18 protein-coding genes are annotated in these 17973 nt (G+C 43.0%); 12 read left to right on the forward strand and 6 right to left on the reverse strand.

Features of this window, described 5'->3' with window-relative positions; all coding sequences use genetic code 11:
• Positions 1-130 precede the first annotated feature (130 nt).
• Positions 131-706, forward strand: coding sequence for a 1,6-anhydro-N-acetylmuramyl-L-alanine amidase AmpD (ampD, locus tag ACE01T_RS04080; protein WP_180174294.1), 576 nt, complete (start codon positions 131-133; stop codon positions 704-706).
• 75 nt (positions 707-781) lie between these two features.
• Positions 782-2332 (forward strand): murein biosynthesis integral membrane protein MurJ, encoded by a 1551-nt coding sequence (gene murJ, locus ACE01T_RS04085; protein WP_180174295.1) that lies wholly within the window; start codon positions 782-784, stop codon positions 2330-2332.
• Positions 2333-2513: 181 nt separating this feature from the next.
• Here murJ and ACE01T_RS04090 read toward each other — a convergent pair whose 3' ends face one another.
• Positions 2514-2672, reverse strand: coding sequence for a DUF1328 domain-containing protein (locus ACE01T_RS04090; RefSeq protein WP_086176419.1), 159 nt, complete (start codon positions 2670-2672; stop codon positions 2514-2516).
• Between the two features lie 192 nt (positions 2673-2864).
• Here ACE01T_RS04090 and ACE01T_RS04095 point away from each other — a divergent pair, with 192 nt between their 5' ends.
• Positions 2865-3317, forward strand: coding sequence for a YcgN family cysteine cluster protein (locus ACE01T_RS04095; RefSeq protein WP_395518795.1), 453 nt, complete (start codon positions 2865-2867; stop codon positions 3315-3317).
• Positions 3318-3475: 158 nt separating this feature from the next.
• Positions 3476-4750 carry a replication-associated recombination protein A gene (locus tag ACE01T_RS04100; protein WP_395518796.1) on the forward strand — a complete coding sequence of 425 codons (1275 nt, stop codon included), beginning with the start codon at positions 3476-3478 and terminating at the stop codon, positions 4748-4750.
• Positions 4751-5090: 340 nt separating this feature from the next.
• Here the strand turns inward: ACE01T_RS04100 and purC are convergent, their stop codons facing one another.
• Genes purC through dapA form a run of 3 tightly spaced genes read right to left on the reverse strand, consistent with a single transcriptional unit; the run spans position 5091 to position 7365 of the window.
• Positions 5091-5810, reverse strand: coding sequence for a phosphoribosylaminoimidazolesuccinocarboxamide synthase (gene purC / locus ACE01T_RS04105; RefSeq protein WP_086196580.1), 720 nt, complete (start codon positions 5808-5810; stop codon positions 5091-5093).
• A gap of 36 nt (positions 5811-5846) precedes the next feature.
• Entirely contained in the window at positions 5847-6452 is a 606-nt protein-coding gene (locus tag ACE01T_RS04110) for a lipoprotein-34 precursor (NlpB) (protein WP_180043150.1), read from the reverse strand.
• A 13-nt stretch (positions 6453-6465) separates the two neighbouring features.
• Complete coding sequence (gene dapA / locus ACE01T_RS04115) at positions 6466-7365, reverse strand: 4-hydroxy-tetrahydrodipicolinate synthase (RefSeq protein WP_395518797.1); 900 nt, start codon at positions 7363-7365, stop codon at positions 6466-6468.
• A 722-nt stretch (positions 7366-8087) separates the two neighbouring features.
• Here dapA and mhpT point away from each other — a divergent pair.
• From mhpT to ACE01T_RS04130, 3 genes are all read left to right on the forward strand, one after another.
• Positions 8088-9293 carry a 3-(3-hydroxy-phenyl)propionate transporter MhpT gene (mhpT, locus tag ACE01T_RS04120; protein WP_180043151.1) on the forward strand — a complete coding sequence of 402 codons (1206 nt, stop codon included), beginning with the start codon at positions 8088-8090 and terminating at the stop codon, positions 9291-9293.
• 284 nt (positions 9294-9577) lie between these two features.
• The gene (pncA, locus tag ACE01T_RS04125; RefSeq protein WP_180043173.1) at positions 9578-10213 is read left to right on the forward strand and encodes a bifunctional nicotinamidase/pyrazinamidase; all 636 of its coding nucleotides are present in this window, start codon (positions 9578-9580) and stop codon (positions 10211-10213) included.
• 96 nt (positions 10214-10309) lie between these two features.
• On the forward strand, positions 10310-11254 hold the full coding sequence (locus ACE01T_RS04130) for a bile acid:sodium symporter family protein (RefSeq protein WP_180043152.1): 945 nt from the start codon (positions 10310-10312) through the stop codon (positions 11252-11254).
• Positions 11255-11349: 95 nt separating this feature from the next.
• Here the strand turns inward: ACE01T_RS04130 and ACE01T_RS04135 are convergent, their stop codons facing one another.
• Positions 11350-12603, reverse strand: coding sequence for a hypothetical protein (locus tag ACE01T_RS04135; RefSeq protein WP_086196576.1), 1254 nt, complete (start codon positions 12601-12603; stop codon positions 11350-11352).
• A 77-nt stretch (positions 12604-12680) separates the two neighbouring features.
• On the opposite strand from ACE01T_RS04135, the gene serB reads away from it, so the two are divergent.
• From serB to ACE01T_RS04155, 4 genes are all read left to right on the forward strand, one after another.
• Complete coding sequence (gene serB / locus ACE01T_RS04140; RefSeq protein ID WP_180043153.1) at positions 12681-13901, forward strand: phosphoserine phosphatase SerB; 1221 nt, start codon at positions 12681-12683, stop codon at positions 13899-13901.
• A 425-nt stretch (positions 13902-14326) separates the two neighbouring features.
• On the forward strand, positions 14327-14662 hold the full coding sequence (gene aciT, locus ACE01T_RS04145; protein WP_395518798.1) for an AciT family ciprofloxacin tolerance protein: 336 nt from the start codon (positions 14327-14329) through the stop codon (positions 14660-14662).
• 148 nt (positions 14663-14810) lie between these two features.
• Complete coding sequence (locus ACE01T_RS04150) at positions 14811-15290, forward strand: SCP2 sterol-binding domain-containing protein (RefSeq protein ID WP_180043154.1); 480 nt, start codon at positions 14811-14813, stop codon at positions 15288-15290.
• A 67-nt stretch (positions 15291-15357) separates the two neighbouring features.
• The gene (locus ACE01T_RS04155) at positions 15358-15864 is read left to right on the forward strand and encodes a hypothetical protein (RefSeq protein ID WP_180081286.1); all 507 of its coding nucleotides are present in this window, start codon (positions 15358-15360) and stop codon (positions 15862-15864) included.
• Positions 15865-15919: 55 nt separating this feature from the next.
• On the opposite strand, the gene dtd is transcribed toward ACE01T_RS04155, so the two are convergent.
• Entirely contained in the window at positions 15920-16360 is a 441-nt protein-coding gene (dtd, locus tag ACE01T_RS04160; RefSeq protein WP_180043156.1) for a D-aminoacyl-tRNA deacylase, read from the reverse strand.
• 358 nt (positions 16361-16718) lie between these two features.
• Between dtd and pncB the strand changes: the two genes are divergently transcribed.
• A complete protein-coding gene (gene pncB, locus ACE01T_RS04165; protein WP_180043157.1) occupies positions 16719-17924 on the forward strand; it encodes a nicotinate phosphoribosyltransferase in 1206 nt (401 codons plus the stop codon).
• The last annotated feature ends 49 nt before the right edge of the window (positions 17925-17973 follow it).

A 17973-nucleotide genomic window follows, 5' to 3' on the forward strand; every position in this document is an offset into this window, starting at 1 on the left:
TTAGCACTGTTCATTTAAAAGAAATGTTTTTTTCCAGCGATTTTAGCTGCGGAATTTGAGATTTTAAGTTTAAAGTTTTAGGATTGCGCTAAAATCATCAGCTTATGCGAACAGGACTCAGGATTGGACTATGCAACAGGCCCCCTTTTTTCAGGTCATCGACGGTCAGTTAATCGGTGCCAGGCAAGTACCTTCCCCAAATTATAATCAACGTCCCGAACACACCGAAATTCAACTGGTTGTGGTGCATAACATCAGTCTGCCGCCGTCACAGTTTGGTGGGGGATATATTGAACAGTTTTTTCAGAACCAACTGGACTGGTCAGAACATCCTTATTTTCAAAGCATTGAAGGCATGCAAGTTTCTGCCCATCTGCTGATTTTACGCAGTGGTGAAGTGCTGCAATTTGTCAATTTTAATGATCGGGCCTGGCATGCCGGACGTTCCATTTACCTGGGCAAAAAAGAATGTAATGACTATTCTATTGGCATTGAACTGGAAGGCAGTGATGATTTGCCTTTTGACGAGGTGCAGTATGTGGCGTTGGCGCAAGTGACCGCTGCATTGCAAGCGGCTTATCCCAAAATTTTGCAGCATTTGGCCGGTCACTCCGATATTGCGCCTGGACGTAAAACCGATCCGGGCCCATTTTTTGACTGGGTCAAATTCAGAACTTTATTGCAGCAGCATAAAATCCATCAATAATAAGTGGGCTTTATGATTAAACAACGAAACTCCATGTGGAGTTTCATTACAATAGCGACTTAATTTTTTCACTGGGTGGTTACGATGGCGCTTTGGCGATCGACCTTTATTGTTAGTACAATGACCATGTTGTCTCGGGTGCTGGGCTTAGTCCGAGATGTGGTATTGCTGAATGTGTTTGGTGCAGGTAAAGATTTCGATACCTTTGTGGTGGCCTTTCGTATTCCCAACTTTTTCAGGCGCTTATTTGCCGAAGGTGCATTTTCACAGGCTTTTATTCCGGTTTTAACCGAATATAAAACCACGCGCACTCATGCAGAAGTGCAAATCCTGATTAGTCGGGTGTTTGGTTGTCTGGCCACCTTTATGACCACCCTGACCTTTATTGCCATGGTGGCAGCACCTGCGGTGCTGTATATCTATGCGCCCGGTTTCCATGATGACCCGGAAAAATTTGCCTTGGCGACAGACATGTTCCGTCTGACCATTCCTTATCTGCTGTTTATGTCTTTAACGGCTTTTGCCAGCAGTATCCTGAACAGTTATGGTTCTTTTTCAACCCCGGCTTTTTCGCCAGTACTGTTGAATATTACCATGATTGCAGGCGCATGGTGGCTAACGCCCTATATGGCCGAACCGATTATGGCACTCGGCTGGGCTGTGGTGATTGCCGGTATTTTACAGCTGGTGATTCAAATTCCAGAGCTGTGGCGTAAAAAATTATTAATTCCGCCTAAAGTAGATTTTAAACATGAAGGTGTAGAACGCATCATGAAATTGATGCTTCCTGCACTGTTTGGTGTCTCGGTCACCCAGATTAATCTATTGCTCAACACCATTTGGGCATCGTTCATGCAGGATGGTTCGGTATCGTGGTTATACAGTGCCGAGCGGATGACGGAATTGCCTTTGGGGTTGATCGGTGTGGCGATTGGTACGGTAATTTTACCTTCACTCTCTGCACGTCATGCCGAACAGGATCAGGTTAAATTTAGAGGCATGATTGACTGGGCTGCCAAAGTGATCATGCTGGTCGGTATCCCTGCCAGCATCGCCTTATTTATGCTGTCTACTCCAATTATTCAGGCATTGTTCCAGCGTGGGCAATTTACCTTGCAAGATACTGAAATGACTGCGCTGGCCCTGCAATGTATGAGTGCCGGGGTAATCTCCTTCATGCTGATTAAAGTCTTTGCCCCGGGCTTTTATGCTCAGCAAGATACCCGCACACCTGTGCGTGTTGGCTTGATGGCCGTGGCAGCGAATGCCATTTTAAACGTGGTGTTTATTGGTTTCTTTAAACTGATTGATTGGCATGCAGAGCATATGGCCTTGGCCCTGGCTTCTTCAGGTTCGGCCTTGGTCAATGCCGGTATGCTGTATTTCTATCTGCATAAACGCAATATTTTCCGCTTTGCCGGACACTGGAAAAAGCTGTTTCTACAATATGCAGTGGCGAATGCCGCGATGATTGCTGTACTGTGGTATGGTCTCAGTTGGTACAATGGAGAGGTATCGCAGTGGATGCGAATTCTTGAAGTGATCGGTTTATGTGTCGCTGGTGTGGTGGCTTATGCGATTGGTTTATTGGTCACCGGCTTTAGACCACGCCATTTACGACCTTAATTTTTAGCTCAAAACTCTACACGGTGAGATAAGTTAGATAAAAAGATATTTAATTTTTGATTCGGTTCTTTTGCTAGGCAGATAATAGAAAGCTAAATCAAAAAAATCGGATATGAAAAAAGAGCCTGAATAGGCTCTTTTTTTTGATCAAGTGAGATATTTTTAAGTGGAGTTCATTCAACTAAACTCTTCCCCTGGAGAGGAAGCCGACGATTGCTAAAATAACGGCAACCACGAGTAAAATAACCGCAAAATCTTTAGATAATCCTGCGACGCCAGCAAAACCTAGTAGACTTGCGATCAGTGCAATCACTGCAAAAATAATCGCCCAACGGAACATAAGCTTTCTCCATGTTTTGTTATTTTCAAAGTAGATTCAGTATAGGGGCGGAAAATTTCCAGCAGTGTTATGCTTGTGTTTAAAAAATGTTCAGTTTGACGGCAAATCGATGATTTAAAGTAATAATCACGTTTATGGACTGTAAACATACTCAGGTTATAATATGCTTCATTTGCTAATTTTTGCTTTGCTATGACCGAATCCTTACGTCCACAATTTTGGAAAAAATACGCTTTAACTGAACTTAATCCTGCCGAATGGGAAGCATTATGCGATGGTTGCGGTCTCTGCTGTTTAATCAAATTAGAAGATGAAGAACTGCAAGAAGTCGCTTATACCAAGGTGGCTTGCAAACTTTTAGACTGCAAAACTGCACGTTGTAGTAATTATGAGCAGCGACTTGAGCATGTGCCGGATTGTATTCAACTCACACCAGAAAAATTAGCCACTATTCATTGGCTGCCGCCGAGCTGTGCTTATCGCCGTTTAAATGAAGGTAAGAGTCTACCTGCCTGGCATTATTTAAATACAGGAACACGTGACAGTGTGATCAAGGCGCGCAAATCGGCAGCAGGCCGTTGTATTTCCGAAACAGAAGTCAATGAAGATGATCTTGAGGAATATATTGTGCGTTGGGTGCGTTAATTTCCTGTTCATCATATAATTTTTGGCTGAAAAAATTTGCAAATTTCATCCTCACCCCGACCTGATACAGCGATTTTTTTGTAAATCGGCTCATTTGAAATGCGCGATATTAAAATTACATAGTAGACTTAGTTTAAGTACAGTAAAGAAATAACAAGATGTCTGAGAGCCATATTCCACTCCCTGAACGACTTCGTCCGCGTGATTTGTCCGAAATTATCGGGCAAGATCATTTATTGGGAGCAGGTGCCCCCTTACGTCAAATGATTGATCAGGGCCATTTACCTTCCATCATTTTTTGGGGGCCACCAGGCGTTGGAAAAACCACCATTGCTTTGCTTTTGGCTCAAGCCGTGGATCGGCCCTTTATCAGTTTATCGGCGCTCAATACCGGAGTAAAAGAACTGCGTGAAGTGATTGCCGAAAGTGGCGATTTATTGACCCCGGTCGTGTTTATTGATGAAATTCACCGTTTTAACAAGTCACAGCAAGATGCCTTATTGAATGCAGTAGAAAAAGGCAAAATTACCTTAATTGGAGCAACCACAGAAAATCCCTCTTTTGAAGTGAACAATGCCTTGTTATCGCGTTGTCAGGTGTATACCTTAAATGCGCTGGATGATGAGTCAATTCGAACTTTATTGAATAATGCCATACAGCAGGATGCCTTTTTAAAAGAGCGTTATATCCAAATTGAAGAATACGAAGCATTACTGCAATTTGCGGCTGGAGATGCACGTAAGGCGCTTAATCTTCTAGATTTAATTGCCAGTACTTTTGAACCGGAACTGGAAAATATCATCACCAATGCCATTGTGGTCAAGGTGGCGCAGCAGAATATTGCCCGTTATGATAAATCGGGTGAGCAGCACTATGACCTGGTCTCTGCCTTTATTAAATCCATCCGCGGCAGTGATCCGGATGCAGCGCTGTACTGGATGGCGCGCATGCTTAAAGGCGGCGAAGATCCGGTGTTTATTGCCCGTCGTATGCTGATTGCCGCTTCGGAAGATATTGGCAATTCCAATCCGAATGCCCTGCTTCTGGCAGGCGAATGTTTCCGTTCGGTACAGGCTGTGGGCCTCCCGGAGTGTCGTATTATTCTCGGTCAATGTGCAGTGTATTTGGCGACCAGTGCCAAAAGTAACAGCACTTATCTGGCCATTAACAAGGCACTCGACCTGGCTGAAAAAACTGCAAACTTGCCTGTGCCGCTACATTTACGCAATGCACCAACCAAGCTTATGAAAGAGCAGGGCTATGGTGTGGATTATCTCTATCCGCATAATTATCCAGAGCATTTCGTTCTGCAAGAGTATATGCCACCTGAATTAAAAGGCACCAAGCTATACGAATCTGCACGGAACAAGCGCGAAGTGGAAGGAGAAAAACTGCAACAGCGTCGTTGGATGCAGCAGCAACAACAGCAATAACAGTCAAGATGATTCCAGGCGTTGAGGCATCTTCTTTCATGCTTAGTTTTTCAGATGAAAAAACGTAAAAAAAAGCCCAATCCATAGGACGGATTGGGCTGAAAATAGGATGTCTTAGGGGAGATACATCCTAGAGGGTAAACTAAAAATCTTGGTCGGTCAGCAGGAGCTTATAAAGTCATTGACTTCAACTTCTTGCTGCCTGGTATATAAGAGATATTAAGTAAAAAAACCAATATTGTAAAAACGATCATTTTCATTAATTAAATCTGTTTTTTCAATTTTTGGAGATATAAAAAACCGGGCTGTTTAGCCCGGTTTTTGAAATTCGATGAACGAATTAGATATCAGAAAGGTCGATACCTAAACGTGCAGCAACTTCTTCATAAGCTTCAACAACACCGCCTAAACCTTGACGGAAACGGTCTTTGTCGAGTTTTTTCTTGGTATCTTTGTCCCATAGACGGCAACCGTCTGGAGAGAATTCATCACCCAGTACGATACGGTCGTGGAACACACCGAATTCAAGTTTAAAGTCTACAAGTAACATGTTACCTGCATCGAACAAGCCTTTAAGCACTTCGTTCACTTTGTAAGTGAGTTCTTTCATTTGTGCCAATTGTTCAGCAGTTGCCCAACCTAAAGCAATCGCTTGAGATTCGTTCACCATTGGATCGCCAAGCGCATCATCTTTGAAGAACAATTCGAAAGTAGGTGGAACCAGTTCTTTACCTTCTTCTACGCCTAAACGACGGCATAAAGAACCGGCAGCATAGTTACGGATTACACATTCAACTGGAACCATTTTCAATTTTTTCACTAAAACTTCAGTTGGAGAAAGAAGTTTTTCAAAGTGAGTTTCAATGCCAGCTGCAGCCAATTTTTCCATGATGAAGGCGTTAAAACGGTTGTTCACCTTGCCTTTACGATCCAGCTGTTCGATTTTTTCGCCGTTAAATGCAGAAGCATCGTCACGGAAAACTAGGATAAGGTGATCTGCACTATCTGTTTCATAAACAGATTTCGCTTTACCAGTATAGAGCAAGGTTTGTTTCAACATGGGGGAACCTTTTTCAAAAAAAAATGCCTAGTACGACTAGGCTGGCCAATTTTGGTAAATCTGGGTTAACAGTTCTGCAGCTTTTTCTTGGTCTGCAAAGCTGTTATCGGCATTGAATACAGCTAAGTTGTTACTTGTGCCTACAGAGGTCAGTCTTAATACATAAATTTGCTGATCAATCTTAATGGTTACTTCGTAACGATTTTTACTTTGACCAACAATGCTATGGTTGAGGCTACTGAGGGTGGCAAGTGTGTACTGCCAAATTGTAGCAGAATTTCCGTCTATTTTGAGCAGTGGATTTTGGTTTCCATCACGAACCAGCTGTGGACGACCGATATTTGTGCTGTCTTGTTGAGCATCGGCAGCGCTATTGCTTTGCGCCTTGTCGGGACGGGGTAGAGCAAAGCGGTTACCGTGCTTGTTTTCAAGCTTGGGTGCATGCTCAATCGCCAGCGGGTCAATTGTTGGGGCAGGATACAACGGCGTTGCCGGTCGAACCATTGAACCTTCCGGATATTTCACAGGTTCAAGGGTTGTTGTATTTTTATAGTCCAGTGAACCATTGCTGATTCCCATGGAACTACAACCCGCTAAACTGAATGCCGAAAGTGCAAGGGTTAAACCGAAACGTAATTGCATAGTGTTGTGCTCTTTATTTAATGACACCCGCAGCGCTGAGTGCTTCACGCAACGGGGTACGATATTGTTCTGCAAGAGGAGTTAATGGTAAGCGAATACCGGTACCAATTAAGCCCATTTCATGGAGTGCCCATTTCACAGGAATTGGGTTAGATTCACAAAATAAAATATTGTGTAAATTTGCAACTTTATTATTTAAAGCTTCAGCACCTTCTGCATCACCTGCGAGTGCTGCAGCACAGATCAGGCTCATTTCCTTCGGTGCGACATTGGCAGTGACAGAAATGTTGCCTTTAGCGCCAAGTCCCATTAATTGGTATGCAGTCGCATCATCGCCAGAATAAACCGTCATGTCTTTGCCGGCTAATCCTTCGATGAGTTCTTTCCCACGCGCTACATCCCCAGTGGCATCTTTAATACCGACAATTTGCGGAATATCGGCCAGACGGATCACGGTTTCGTTAAGCATGTCCACGCCGGTACGTCCTGGGACGTTATACAGAATTTGAGGCAAATCAACAGCTTCAGCAATCGCTTTGTAGTGCTGATATAAACCTTCCTGTGTAGGCTTGTTGTAATAAGGCGTAACCAGTAATGCGGCATCTGCACCGAGCTCTTTTGCTTCTCTGGTGAGCTCAATGGCTTCATGAGTCGAGTTTGCACCGGTACCGGCAATAATAGGAATGCGTTTGTTGGCTACACGGATGATTTCTTTAATCACGCGGGCATGTTCAGCCATGCTTAGAGTCGATGCTTCACCTGTGGTCCCTACAGCCACAATACTGTTGGTGCCTTGTTCTATATGCCACTCAACCAGCTTTTCTAGACCCTTCCAATCTACGCTGCCATCTTCAAACATCGGGGTGACGATTGCGACAATTGAACCTTGAATGATCTGTGCTTGCTGAGTCATTTTAAAAAATTATCCTATTTGGCCATCCAACTGGGGTAGAAAAACAGAGATGTGGATGGTTACGTATTTTGATTTATAGCAAATTCAAGCCAATTGAATAATGCTTATGCAAATTATGAACGAACAAGCGGTGAAGAACAATATGCTTTAGTCAAACCATCTAAAAACTTTATGAAAAGCAAGTGAAAAACAGCACAAATATAACCAGGGTAATTTTTTTAAATGGATGTGTCCTGAAATTCTAATCTGTTTTTAATCCTTTAAGATCAATTTTTTGACTGTGAAAATGCTTACTTTGATTTTAAAAAACTGCGCTGGGCCCAATCAACTCAATAATTCCGTGTAAAAACATCAGAATTTAAGATTTAATAAGAATCAGTATAGACTTTAAAGCTATATGAACCAGACAGTTAATCTATCAAAATGATCATTAAAAACTAGAAGAATAATTAATAAAAACTATTACTCCATTTTGACTTTTTTCGCACAGGATGATTTTTAGAATCGAATTTATCAAGATCATGTGAATTTTTCTTGTACGGATTAAGCGGATTAAGTGTTTTTGCGACTATGTGTATTTGGTACTGAAAAACTTTAAATATCCAGTATTTTTGTTAATAAACTGTAAATTATTCAACTTATTGGTAGTTAATTATGCTGCCAGTCTCATAGATGATTGCGACTTTATTATGAACAACGCTGATTGAAACAAGGATATTCCAATGGAAAAATCAGATAACAAGCACGCGGTCATCACAGTAGCGATCTGTTTTCTGATCGCGGTGATCGAGGGCCTGGATATTCAGGCCGCAGGTATTGCAGCCGCGGGTATTCGTGAGCATTTTGGTCTTGACAGCTCGCAATTGGGTGTGTTTTTCAGTGCAGGGATTTTAGGCTTACTGCCTGGTGCACTGGTCGGCGGTCGATTTGCAGATCGTATTGGTCGTAAGAAAGTCCTGATCTGGTCGACAGCAGTGTTTGCCGCATTTACTTTATGTACAGTTTGGGTAAACAGCTTTAACACGTTGCTGGCTGTGCGTTTCCTGGCGGGTGCCGGTCTGGGTGGTGCCATGCCAATTCTGATCACGCTGGCTTCTGAAGCTGTATCGCCAAAAAACCGTGGTCGTGCCGTGGGCCTGATGTACTGTGGTATGCCGGTCGGTGCTGCGATTCTGTCGTTAATTGCCGCAACTGAATTCGGTGCCAACTGGAAGAATGTATTCTACCTGGGCGGTTTATTACCGATTTTCGTGATTCCACTGATGATGCTGTTCCTGCCTGAGTCGAAAGAATACCTGAAAGTACAGAACAAAACTGCAGCTGAACTTGCCGCTGCTCCACAAGGTTCATTCAAGGATCTGTTTAACTCGAATAACCTGTTACGTACCCTGTGCATCTGGGTCAGCTACTTCTTCACGCTGATGGTGGTTTACATCATGCTGAGCTGGTTACCATCATTGTTTATGGAGCTGGGCTTCACCCGCAAAGACGGTTCAACTGCACAGTTCTACTTTATGGTTACTGCAACGATTGGTACTGTAATTTTGGGTATGTTGACCGACCGCTGGAAAAAAGCCTACGTGATTGTGTTGATGTACGGTGGTATTTTGGCAGGCCTATTGGCATTGAACGGTGCAAGCTCGCTGAGCCAGATGTATATGGCTGCAGCATTGGCAGGTGCCTTCGTGATTGGCTGTCAGGGCGTACTGTATGCTTTTGGTAGTATCGTGTATCCGACCGAAGTACGTGGTACTGGTGTAGGTGTTGCTTCTGCAGTAGGCCGTATCGGTGCAATGCTTGGCCCTGTGATTGCAGGTCAGTTACTGACTGCAGGCTTTGGTGCAGCAGGCGTTATTACCGCAGCGATTCCATGTATCATTATCTCTGCAGTATGTATGCTGATCCTGGTGAACCGCACCAAGGTGTAATACTGAAAAGATTAAAAAAAGCCTGCAAATGCAGGCTTTTTTAATGCTCAGAATTTAAAAAATCATCATGGTATTGATAGGGGGAATTTTCTGTTTTTGCTTATCATTTGCGATGCAATCAAAGCGATTTCCTAATTTATTAGGCATTGCAAAATAATACAGATATGGAACTGATTGCAAGATTAATCCGAATGAACAGTCATTCTATTTTTATCGCTAGCGCTAAAAATCCTCTACTATTTTGCGCTATGCTTGGGCGTAAATTGATATTTCAAGGGATGAAAATAATGCAGAATGCGGCTTTGATTGTGGTGGATGTGCAACGAGGATTTACGCCGGGAGGCAATTTGGCTGTGGCCAATGCTGATCAGATTATTCCGAACATCAACCAGTTGGGGCTGCATTTTGACAATATTGTGATTACCCAGGATTGGCATCCAGAAAATCACATTTCCTTTGCCGAGAATCATTCTGGTAAAACACCTTTTGAGATGATTCAGCTGGATTATGGCTCGCAAGTCCTGTGGCCAAGCCATTGTGTGCAAGGCACTGCTGATGCAGAACTTCATCCAGATCTGCATTTACCGACTGCCCAACTGGTCATCCGCAAGGGCGCGCATGCCCATATCGACAGCTATTCAGCTTTTCTGGAAGCAGATCAAAAAACCACAACCGGTTTGGCTGGCTATTTAAAAGAACGTGGCATTGATACGGTTTTTATTGTCGGCATTGCCACAGATTTTTGTGTGGCTTGGACCGCAATAGATGCCTGTAAACTGGGCTTTAAAAGCTATGTGATTTCCGATGCCACCAAAGGTATCGATTTACACGGGTCATTACAGCATGCCTGGCAAGATATGCTCGCGGCAGGGGTCAAGCGTATTTTGATGAAGGATATTGTTCAACGCCATATCTCCTAAAAAACAGGATCAAGCTGAAAAAGTTGCTGTTTTGCTGAATAGATATGGTACAACCTGCTCTCCAGATCAGAACAGCATAAATATTGGATGTATTGTATGTCTGCTTTTTTGCGCTTTACCCAATGTATTCAGAAAACCTTTGCCCTGTGGGTAGTGCTATTTGCCGCTATTGCTTTAATTTTCCCGGAAGCCTTTGTCTGGCTTAAAGCCTATATTACCTGGATGCTCGGAATTATCATGTTCGGTATGGGCATGATCATGACCGTGGATGATTTTAAAGGGGTAGTGCAAAGTCCCAAAGCTGTGGGGATTGGTGTGGTCGCACAATTTGTGGTGATGCCGGGACTGGCTTATGGCTTATGCCAGCTGTTTCAGTTGCCCCCTGAAATTGCCATCGGGGTAATTCTGGTCGGCTGTTGCCCGGGCGGCACAGCATCCAACGTGATTACCTATATGGCCAAAGGCAATACTGCGTTATCGGTTGCCTGTACTTCGGTTTCGACTCTTTTAGCACCTGTATTAACTCCGGCAATTTTTTATCTTCTGGCCAGCCAGTGGATTGAGATTAATGCCTTGTCGATGCTGGGTTCGATTCTGCAAGTGGTATTGTTTCCGATTATTCTGGGTTTAACGATTCGGGCGGTACTGAAGTCAAAAGTGGACTCTTATATTCAGGTGATGCCCTTGATTTCAGTGCTGGCGATTGTGGCCATTGTGGCAGCAATTATTGCAGGAAGTAAGACACAAATTTTACAATCTGGTTTATTGATTCTAGAGGTTGTGGCTTTGCACAATGGTCTGGGCTATCTGCTGGGTTTCTGGGCAAGCCGTTTGTTTAAATTACCTTATGCAGACTGTAAAGCCGTTGCGGTAGAAGTCGGCATGCAAAACTCGGGTTTAGGCGTGGCTTTAGCAGCAGTGCATTTTGCTGCCTCACCACTAACTGCGGTGCCGAGTGCCATTTTTAGTTTATGGCATAATATTTCAGGTCCAGCATTAGCGAGTTATTGGGCAAGCAGGACAGATAAAATAGAAGAATGATCAAGATATCTCTGTTGAGCACAGTTGTACTTCAGCACAGAATCCTAGAGATAAAAAAACCGAGCAGTTCAGCTCGGTTTTTTTATACCTTAAGTTTAAGAGGCCTTGGATTGTTTGGCTTTTAAAATTTCGGTTCTAAAGGTTTGTGCCAGTTCCGCCACTTCGCTGTCCATCCCGTTCATCATAAAGGCATGACGGGTCAGTACATTGGTTGGATTCGGCAGGCTAACCAGCTGATAACAATCCGAGATCTGTTTGAGCAACTCATTGGGTAAGTGAATAGCACTTTCCTTGGCAGTCAATTGTTGTACCAGACGTTCTGCTGCCTGGACAGGGCTGAGCTGCATGGCCTCAACGTGGCTGGAAATGGCACTGCGGGTCTGCAACACAAAACGTTTTTCTTCACGATAACGTTTGTACAGCACATCGGACAAGAGCTGGAACACGGTACTGATCATCACCAGGCAAGGCACTGCATTTGGTGTTTCTACCGTCATGCTAATGGTTGCGCCATGTTCATCAAATTTATGCACCGTGGTGATGTCTGAACTGTTTAACTTGTAGTGTTGCACACAGAGTTCAGTGGCTTTATTCAGGAAAATCTGGCATAGATTGAAATAGGGGATGGAAACGGTTTTATTGACCGAATCCATCAGCTGTTTAGGGTCATAAAACTGGATATTTAAGGCAATACACTTGTCATCCAGTACCACAGGTTTCGATTCTTTGATTTTAGCTTTGGCCTGAGCATTGTTCTGTGCCTGGGCAATCGCGACTGCGGCATTGTGCTGTTCTTGTTCCAAAGCCTGAGTCAGGGTTTGGATTTCATGTTTGAGGCGTGATTCATTATTGATACGTGCCAGATATTCGGTACGGCTTGGGCGGGCAATGGCACGGTAGGCCAACCATAACAAGCCATGAATCAGCAGCGATAATAAAATCGCCAGCCATTGGGTACGTAAAATTTCTCCAATACTGGGTTGAATGAGGGTAATTTCAATACTGCCCACTTTCTTTTCATTTTGCAGTGCTTCACGAACAAACACTTCACCTTGGCGTGTTTTGGTTAAACCACCTGTTGCCAGTACCTGATTGTTCGCATCCAAAATACGGATAGAAGCCACACTCGGGTTGGTGGCATAACGGTCGGCCAGTAAAGCCAATGACACCGTATTGGCCGGTTCCAGCTCGGACAGGCTGTCTGTGACCAGTTGTGAGGTCATCAGCTGTCCCTGACTGGCGCGGTTAGCATTCAGCTGATGCGTCGTCGCAAGTACCAGTAAAAAGGTGTGAAAAGCAAAACTTACAATCAGTAGGCTAGCAAATAGCCCTTGTCTAGGCGCATTCAACGTAAACTTCCAAGGCATTTATGTTCAAATTCGATTATGATTCTAGCAATAGTTGTAGCTCAGATCCGAGTCAATTCATGCGAGAAATCATTCTTATATCATTTTTGGGACCCGACCAGCCTAATCAATTTACACGATTAATGCAGGTATTGTCCGTACATTCGTTACAAATTTTGGACGTTGGACAAGCCGTCATCCACAACCAACTGACTTTAGGTATTGTTGTTTCGTCAGATGACCAAACTGCTACAGCATTAGCCATGAAGGAGATTCTGATTCTAGCACATGATATTGGCTTAACAGTGCGCTTTAAACCAATCTCTACATCAGAATATGATCAATGGGTGAGTGAAGGTGGGCAGACCCGTTATATCGTGACGGCACTGGCACCTGAATTGACCGCCTCACATTTGCAGGCCGTGACCCAGATCGTCTCTAACCAGGGTTTTAATATTGAAACCGTGACCCGTTTGTCGGGCCGCCCAGAGCGCAATGGCACAGTTGAAGGACCAAAACGCTCTTGCGTACAATTTGGCCTCAAAGGACAAATGCTCGATGCCACTGCCATGCGTGCCGCCTGCTTGCGTTTATCCAGTGAACTGAGTGTTGATGTTGCGGTTCAGGAAGATAATGCTTACCGTCGTAATCGCCGTCTGGTCTGCTTCGATATGGACTCGACCCTGATTGAACAGGAAGTGATTGATGAGTTGGCCATTGAAGCCGGTGTTGGTGAACAAGTGGCTGAAATCACTGAACGTGCCATGCAAGGTGAACTGGACTTCCAGCAAAGTTTCCGCGCCCGTGTCGCTTTGCTCAAAGGTATGGATGCCTCTGTTTTACCCAAAATTGCTGAACGTCTGACCGTGACTGAAGGGGCAGAGCGCCTGATTTCAACCTTGAAAGCGTTGGGCTATAGAACTGCAATTCTTTCCGGTGGTTTCCAGTATTTTGCCGAATATCTGCAAGAAAAATTGGGGATTGATGAAGTCCATGCCAATATTCTGGATGTAGAAGATGGCGTGGTCACAGGTGAAGTCAAGGGTCATATTGTGGATGGCGCTCGCAAAGCCTTGTTGCTACGTGAATTGGCAGACAAAATGGATATTTCACTGGAGCAGGCCATTGCCGTGGGCGATGGTGCCAATGACTTGCCAATGTTGTCGATTGCCGGTTTAGGGGTGGCTTTCCGCGCCAAACCTCTGGTTCGCCAGAATGCCAATCAGGCGATTTCAAGTGTGGGTCTGGATGGGGTGTTATATCTTCTAGGTGTACATGATAAAGACCTGAGTCGTGCCTAATGGTTCAGTCTAACGGTGGATGTTATTGACAAAACGCGACATTGATGTCGCGTTTTTTTGTGGTCAAAATAGTGAAATTACGATGAACGGTTGGCTTAAATTGCCGATCAAAACACCAATCTATCCATTGATAGAAAATATTTTTTTAATGCTTTTAATGCATTATTTTTTTTTGTAATGACACGGCAAGTCCGAGCCCATCTTATTTCCAGAAAAAGTTAAAAATAAAAAAATGTAATGACAAAATAATATTGCGACAAGGTATGTCGCTTGTTGAAAATACAAGACTTTTTTTCTTCAAAAAACTCCGCATAATGCTTGCATAGAAATTGATATAAATATATTTCAGCATTTATTCACGCTATCGGGGATTTGATTTAGACCCATATAAAAGTGTCAACATCCTTTATAGGACGGAGGTTTTTATGGTTACAGCGAATTTAGCAACCATCATAGGCTTAAGCTTGATTGCCGCTGCTTTGATAGCTGTTTTCTTCTCGCCTTATCGTCGTTTGTTAAGCTTTATGTTTGCAGGTATGCTGTTTTGGGGCTTGATTGAAGCCATTCGCTTTAGTACTCAACTGGCGTTTGATTTACCGATAGGATACAGCTACCTGACGGCGTTAATGTCGGTCATGGGGATTTTAACCCTGCTATTAATCCGCGAAGATCGTCGTGCAGAACGCGCTTTAGCCAAACGTCGCTATATTGAACATACACCAGTCTATGATGATGAGCAGCAACACTACTCAAGCCGTTAATTTGAAAAACTGATAATCAATAAAAAAAGATGTGCTGCGGCACATCTTTTTTTATTGATTATTGTTATACAAAGCCTTACTTCAAAAAACCCAAGTTATGGTAGGATAAGTCGTCAATTTTCCAACAATTACAATAGGCTTAAATGTCATGAAACTATCTTCGATTCCTGTCGTAAAATTACCACTGGTCGATGTAAGCACGGATCCGCTTGATTTGTTAGTTGCGGGCTTAGCTTTGCGTATGAAACAGTTGGCGCGTACCAGTCCAAAATTTATTGAACTGGTTCATGAACGTCAATTCCGTATCCAAATTGGCACTGATCTGGGCTTTGCACGTCAAATTATTGTAAATAATGGGCAAATTGACACAGTAGCAGGCGATGCAGAAAAAGCGGACTTCATTTTGCAGTTCGCAGACAGTGAACAGGGCGTAAAAACCTTAATGAAAGGTGATCCAAGCGCTTTCATGACCGGCATGCAAAATGGCACGATTAAAATGGAAGGCGATTTTGGCCTTTTGGTCTGGTTTAATAAGGTTGCCAAACTGATTCCGCCAAAATTACCAAAACCGGTACAAGAAAAAGTGAAACTGGTACGTTCATTTATTCGTGAAAAGACTGGTAAATAATTAAGATTAATTGAAAAATATAGTTTTCCTATTAATAATACCCCCCGCTTATATAGGGGGTATTTTTATGAAGAAAATTTTAACAGCTTCAGTAATTGCAGCGTCAATGACTTTTACTGGTTGTGCGAGTATTTTTTCTGGTTCAACACAGACTTTGACTTTTAAATCAGTACCAGAGTCAGCCAACATCACTATTACAAATAAATCAGGTGAAAAGATTCATACTGGCTCGACTCCTGCTACTGTGACTTTAAAACGTGGTAATGGTTTCTTTAAACCAGCAGGATATGAAGTTGCTTTCTCAAAAGAAGGTTTCCAAACTAAAAAAATTCAAGTAACTGCAAGTGTAAATGGCTGGTATATAGGTAATATTATCTTTGGTGGTTTACTTGGTCTTCTGATTATTGATCCAGCTACTGGAGCAATGTATACATTGTCTCCAAAAGATGTAAATGCAGTTTTAGAAACTCAACAATCAGCAAAAGTTAAAGGTCAGCAATCATTAACAGTGATGTTAGTTCAAGACATTCCTACAGATGTGATGGACCGCGCAAAATATCTTACAACTCTTTAATTAGAATAAAAAAGCCCTCAATCGAGGGCTTTTTTGTGATGGCAATATTGTCGCCTTATTCAACTTCCAGATTAAAGGTCACCGGACCATCATTGACCAGATGTACTTTCATGTCGGCGGCAAAAATACCCGTTTGCACATTTTTAAATTGAGATTTTGCATAGTCGACCAAGGCTTCATATAAAGCTTTTGCCTCACCCGGTGGCATGGCTGGACCAAAGTCCGGACGTAAACCTTTTTGGGTTTGTGCCATCAAGGTAAATTGCGAAACCAATAATACTCCACCACCGGCCTGAGCCACATTCCAGCCCATTTTGCCCTGTTCATCATCAAAAAAACGGTATTTCAATATCTTGTCGATCAGCTTTTTGCCTTTTTCCAGATTGTCTTCTTTAGCTAATCCCAGAAAAACCAAAATGCCTTTTTCAATTTGCCCAGTGGTTTCACCATCCACCACAACCTTTGCTTCTAGAACCCGTTGCAATAATGCACGCATAACTTAACCAATTTAAATCTTCAATTTATCCGCAGCATTGTAACAAACAGGCAGAAATTTAAGCTTTAAAATACACACAATATCTCAACAGAATCATCAGGTTTGGTTAAAGATATTTTGCTCTATCTTGACATGAATGAATCCAAGCAGACTTTAATGAAACTGGATATGAAGATGCAAATGTGAGAGTCGTGACTCAAGGCCGCTCACAGGAAATAAAATACAGCTCTATTACGGAATAACACTGAGGTTTATCTGTGACTCTATTGCCTTGACGGGTCCAGCTGTACGCAAAACTAGCAATATCAAGATAAAAAGTGTGTTTTAATGCAGTCAGCACAGCGAAATTTCATTAGATATGGCTCCAATCATTCAATCTTTGCTTGATACCGACTTGTACAAATTCACCATGTTACAGGTGGTATTGCATAAATTTCCTCAAACGCACAGTGTTTATCATTTTCGTTGCCGTAATTTAGAGGATACCGTTTATCCGCTGACGGATATTCTGGGCGATTTGAATCAGCAACTCGACTATTTATGCCAGCTTAAGTTTAAAGAAGATGAGCTGCTTTATCTGCGCAGTTTGCGTTTTATCAAAAGTGACTTCGTCGATTATCTGGAACTGTTCCAGCTGAAACGTCGTTTTATTAAAGCCAGCATTGATGAGCAAGGCCGTCTGGACATCTGGATTGAAGGTCCGATGGTTCAGGCCATGATGTTTGAAATTTTTGTTCTGGCCATTGTCAATGAACTGTATTTCATGCGTATTCGCAGTGATGAAGTTTTGGCAGAAGGTGAACGCCGTTTGCAAGCCAAAGTCGAACTGTTAAAGCATTATGAAAAAGAACTGAAGCCTCATGAACCACCTTTCTTGGTGTCTGACTTTGGTACGCGTCGTCGTTATAGCTTTGTATGGCAAAAGCATGTGATTGAAGTATTTAACCAAGCCTCACCGAATATTTTCCGTGGCACCAGCAATGTGTTGATTGCGAAAGAATTGGGAATTACTCCGATCGGAACCATGGCGCATGAGTTTTTACAGGCTTTTCAGGCTCTGGATGTGCGTTTACGCGATTTTCAGAAAGCGGCACTGGAAACCTGGGTGCAGGAATATCGTGGTGATTTAGGGATTGCCCTGACCGATGTGGTAGGAATGGATGCGTTCTTGCGTGACTTCGATCTGTATTTTGCCAAACTGTTTGACGGTTTGCGTCATGACAGTGGGGATCCCTATGCATGGGGTGATAAAGCCTATGCGCACTATAAGAAATTAAAAATTGACAGCAAAACCAAGATGCTGACCTTTAGTGATGGGCTGAATCTGGAAAAAGCCTGGGGCTTGCATCAATACTTTAAAGACCGTTTTCAGGTCAGCTTCGGTATAGGCACCAATTTAACCAATGACTTGGGACAAACCCCACTCAATATTGTGTTAAAACTGGTGGAATGCAATGGTCAATCGGTAGCAAAAATTTCCGACAGTCCAGGAAAAACCATGACCGATAACGATACCTTCCTGGCCTATTTACGTCAGGTATTTAATCTCAGCGCAACAGAATAATCATCATGGCTATAGCTGATTTTTTGCTAAACCAATGCAAAAAAATCAG

This window comes from Acinetobacter uliginosus (assembly GCF_044130295.1).
Lineage (GTDB): Bacteria > Pseudomonadota > Gammaproteobacteria > Pseudomonadales > Moraxellaceae > Acinetobacter.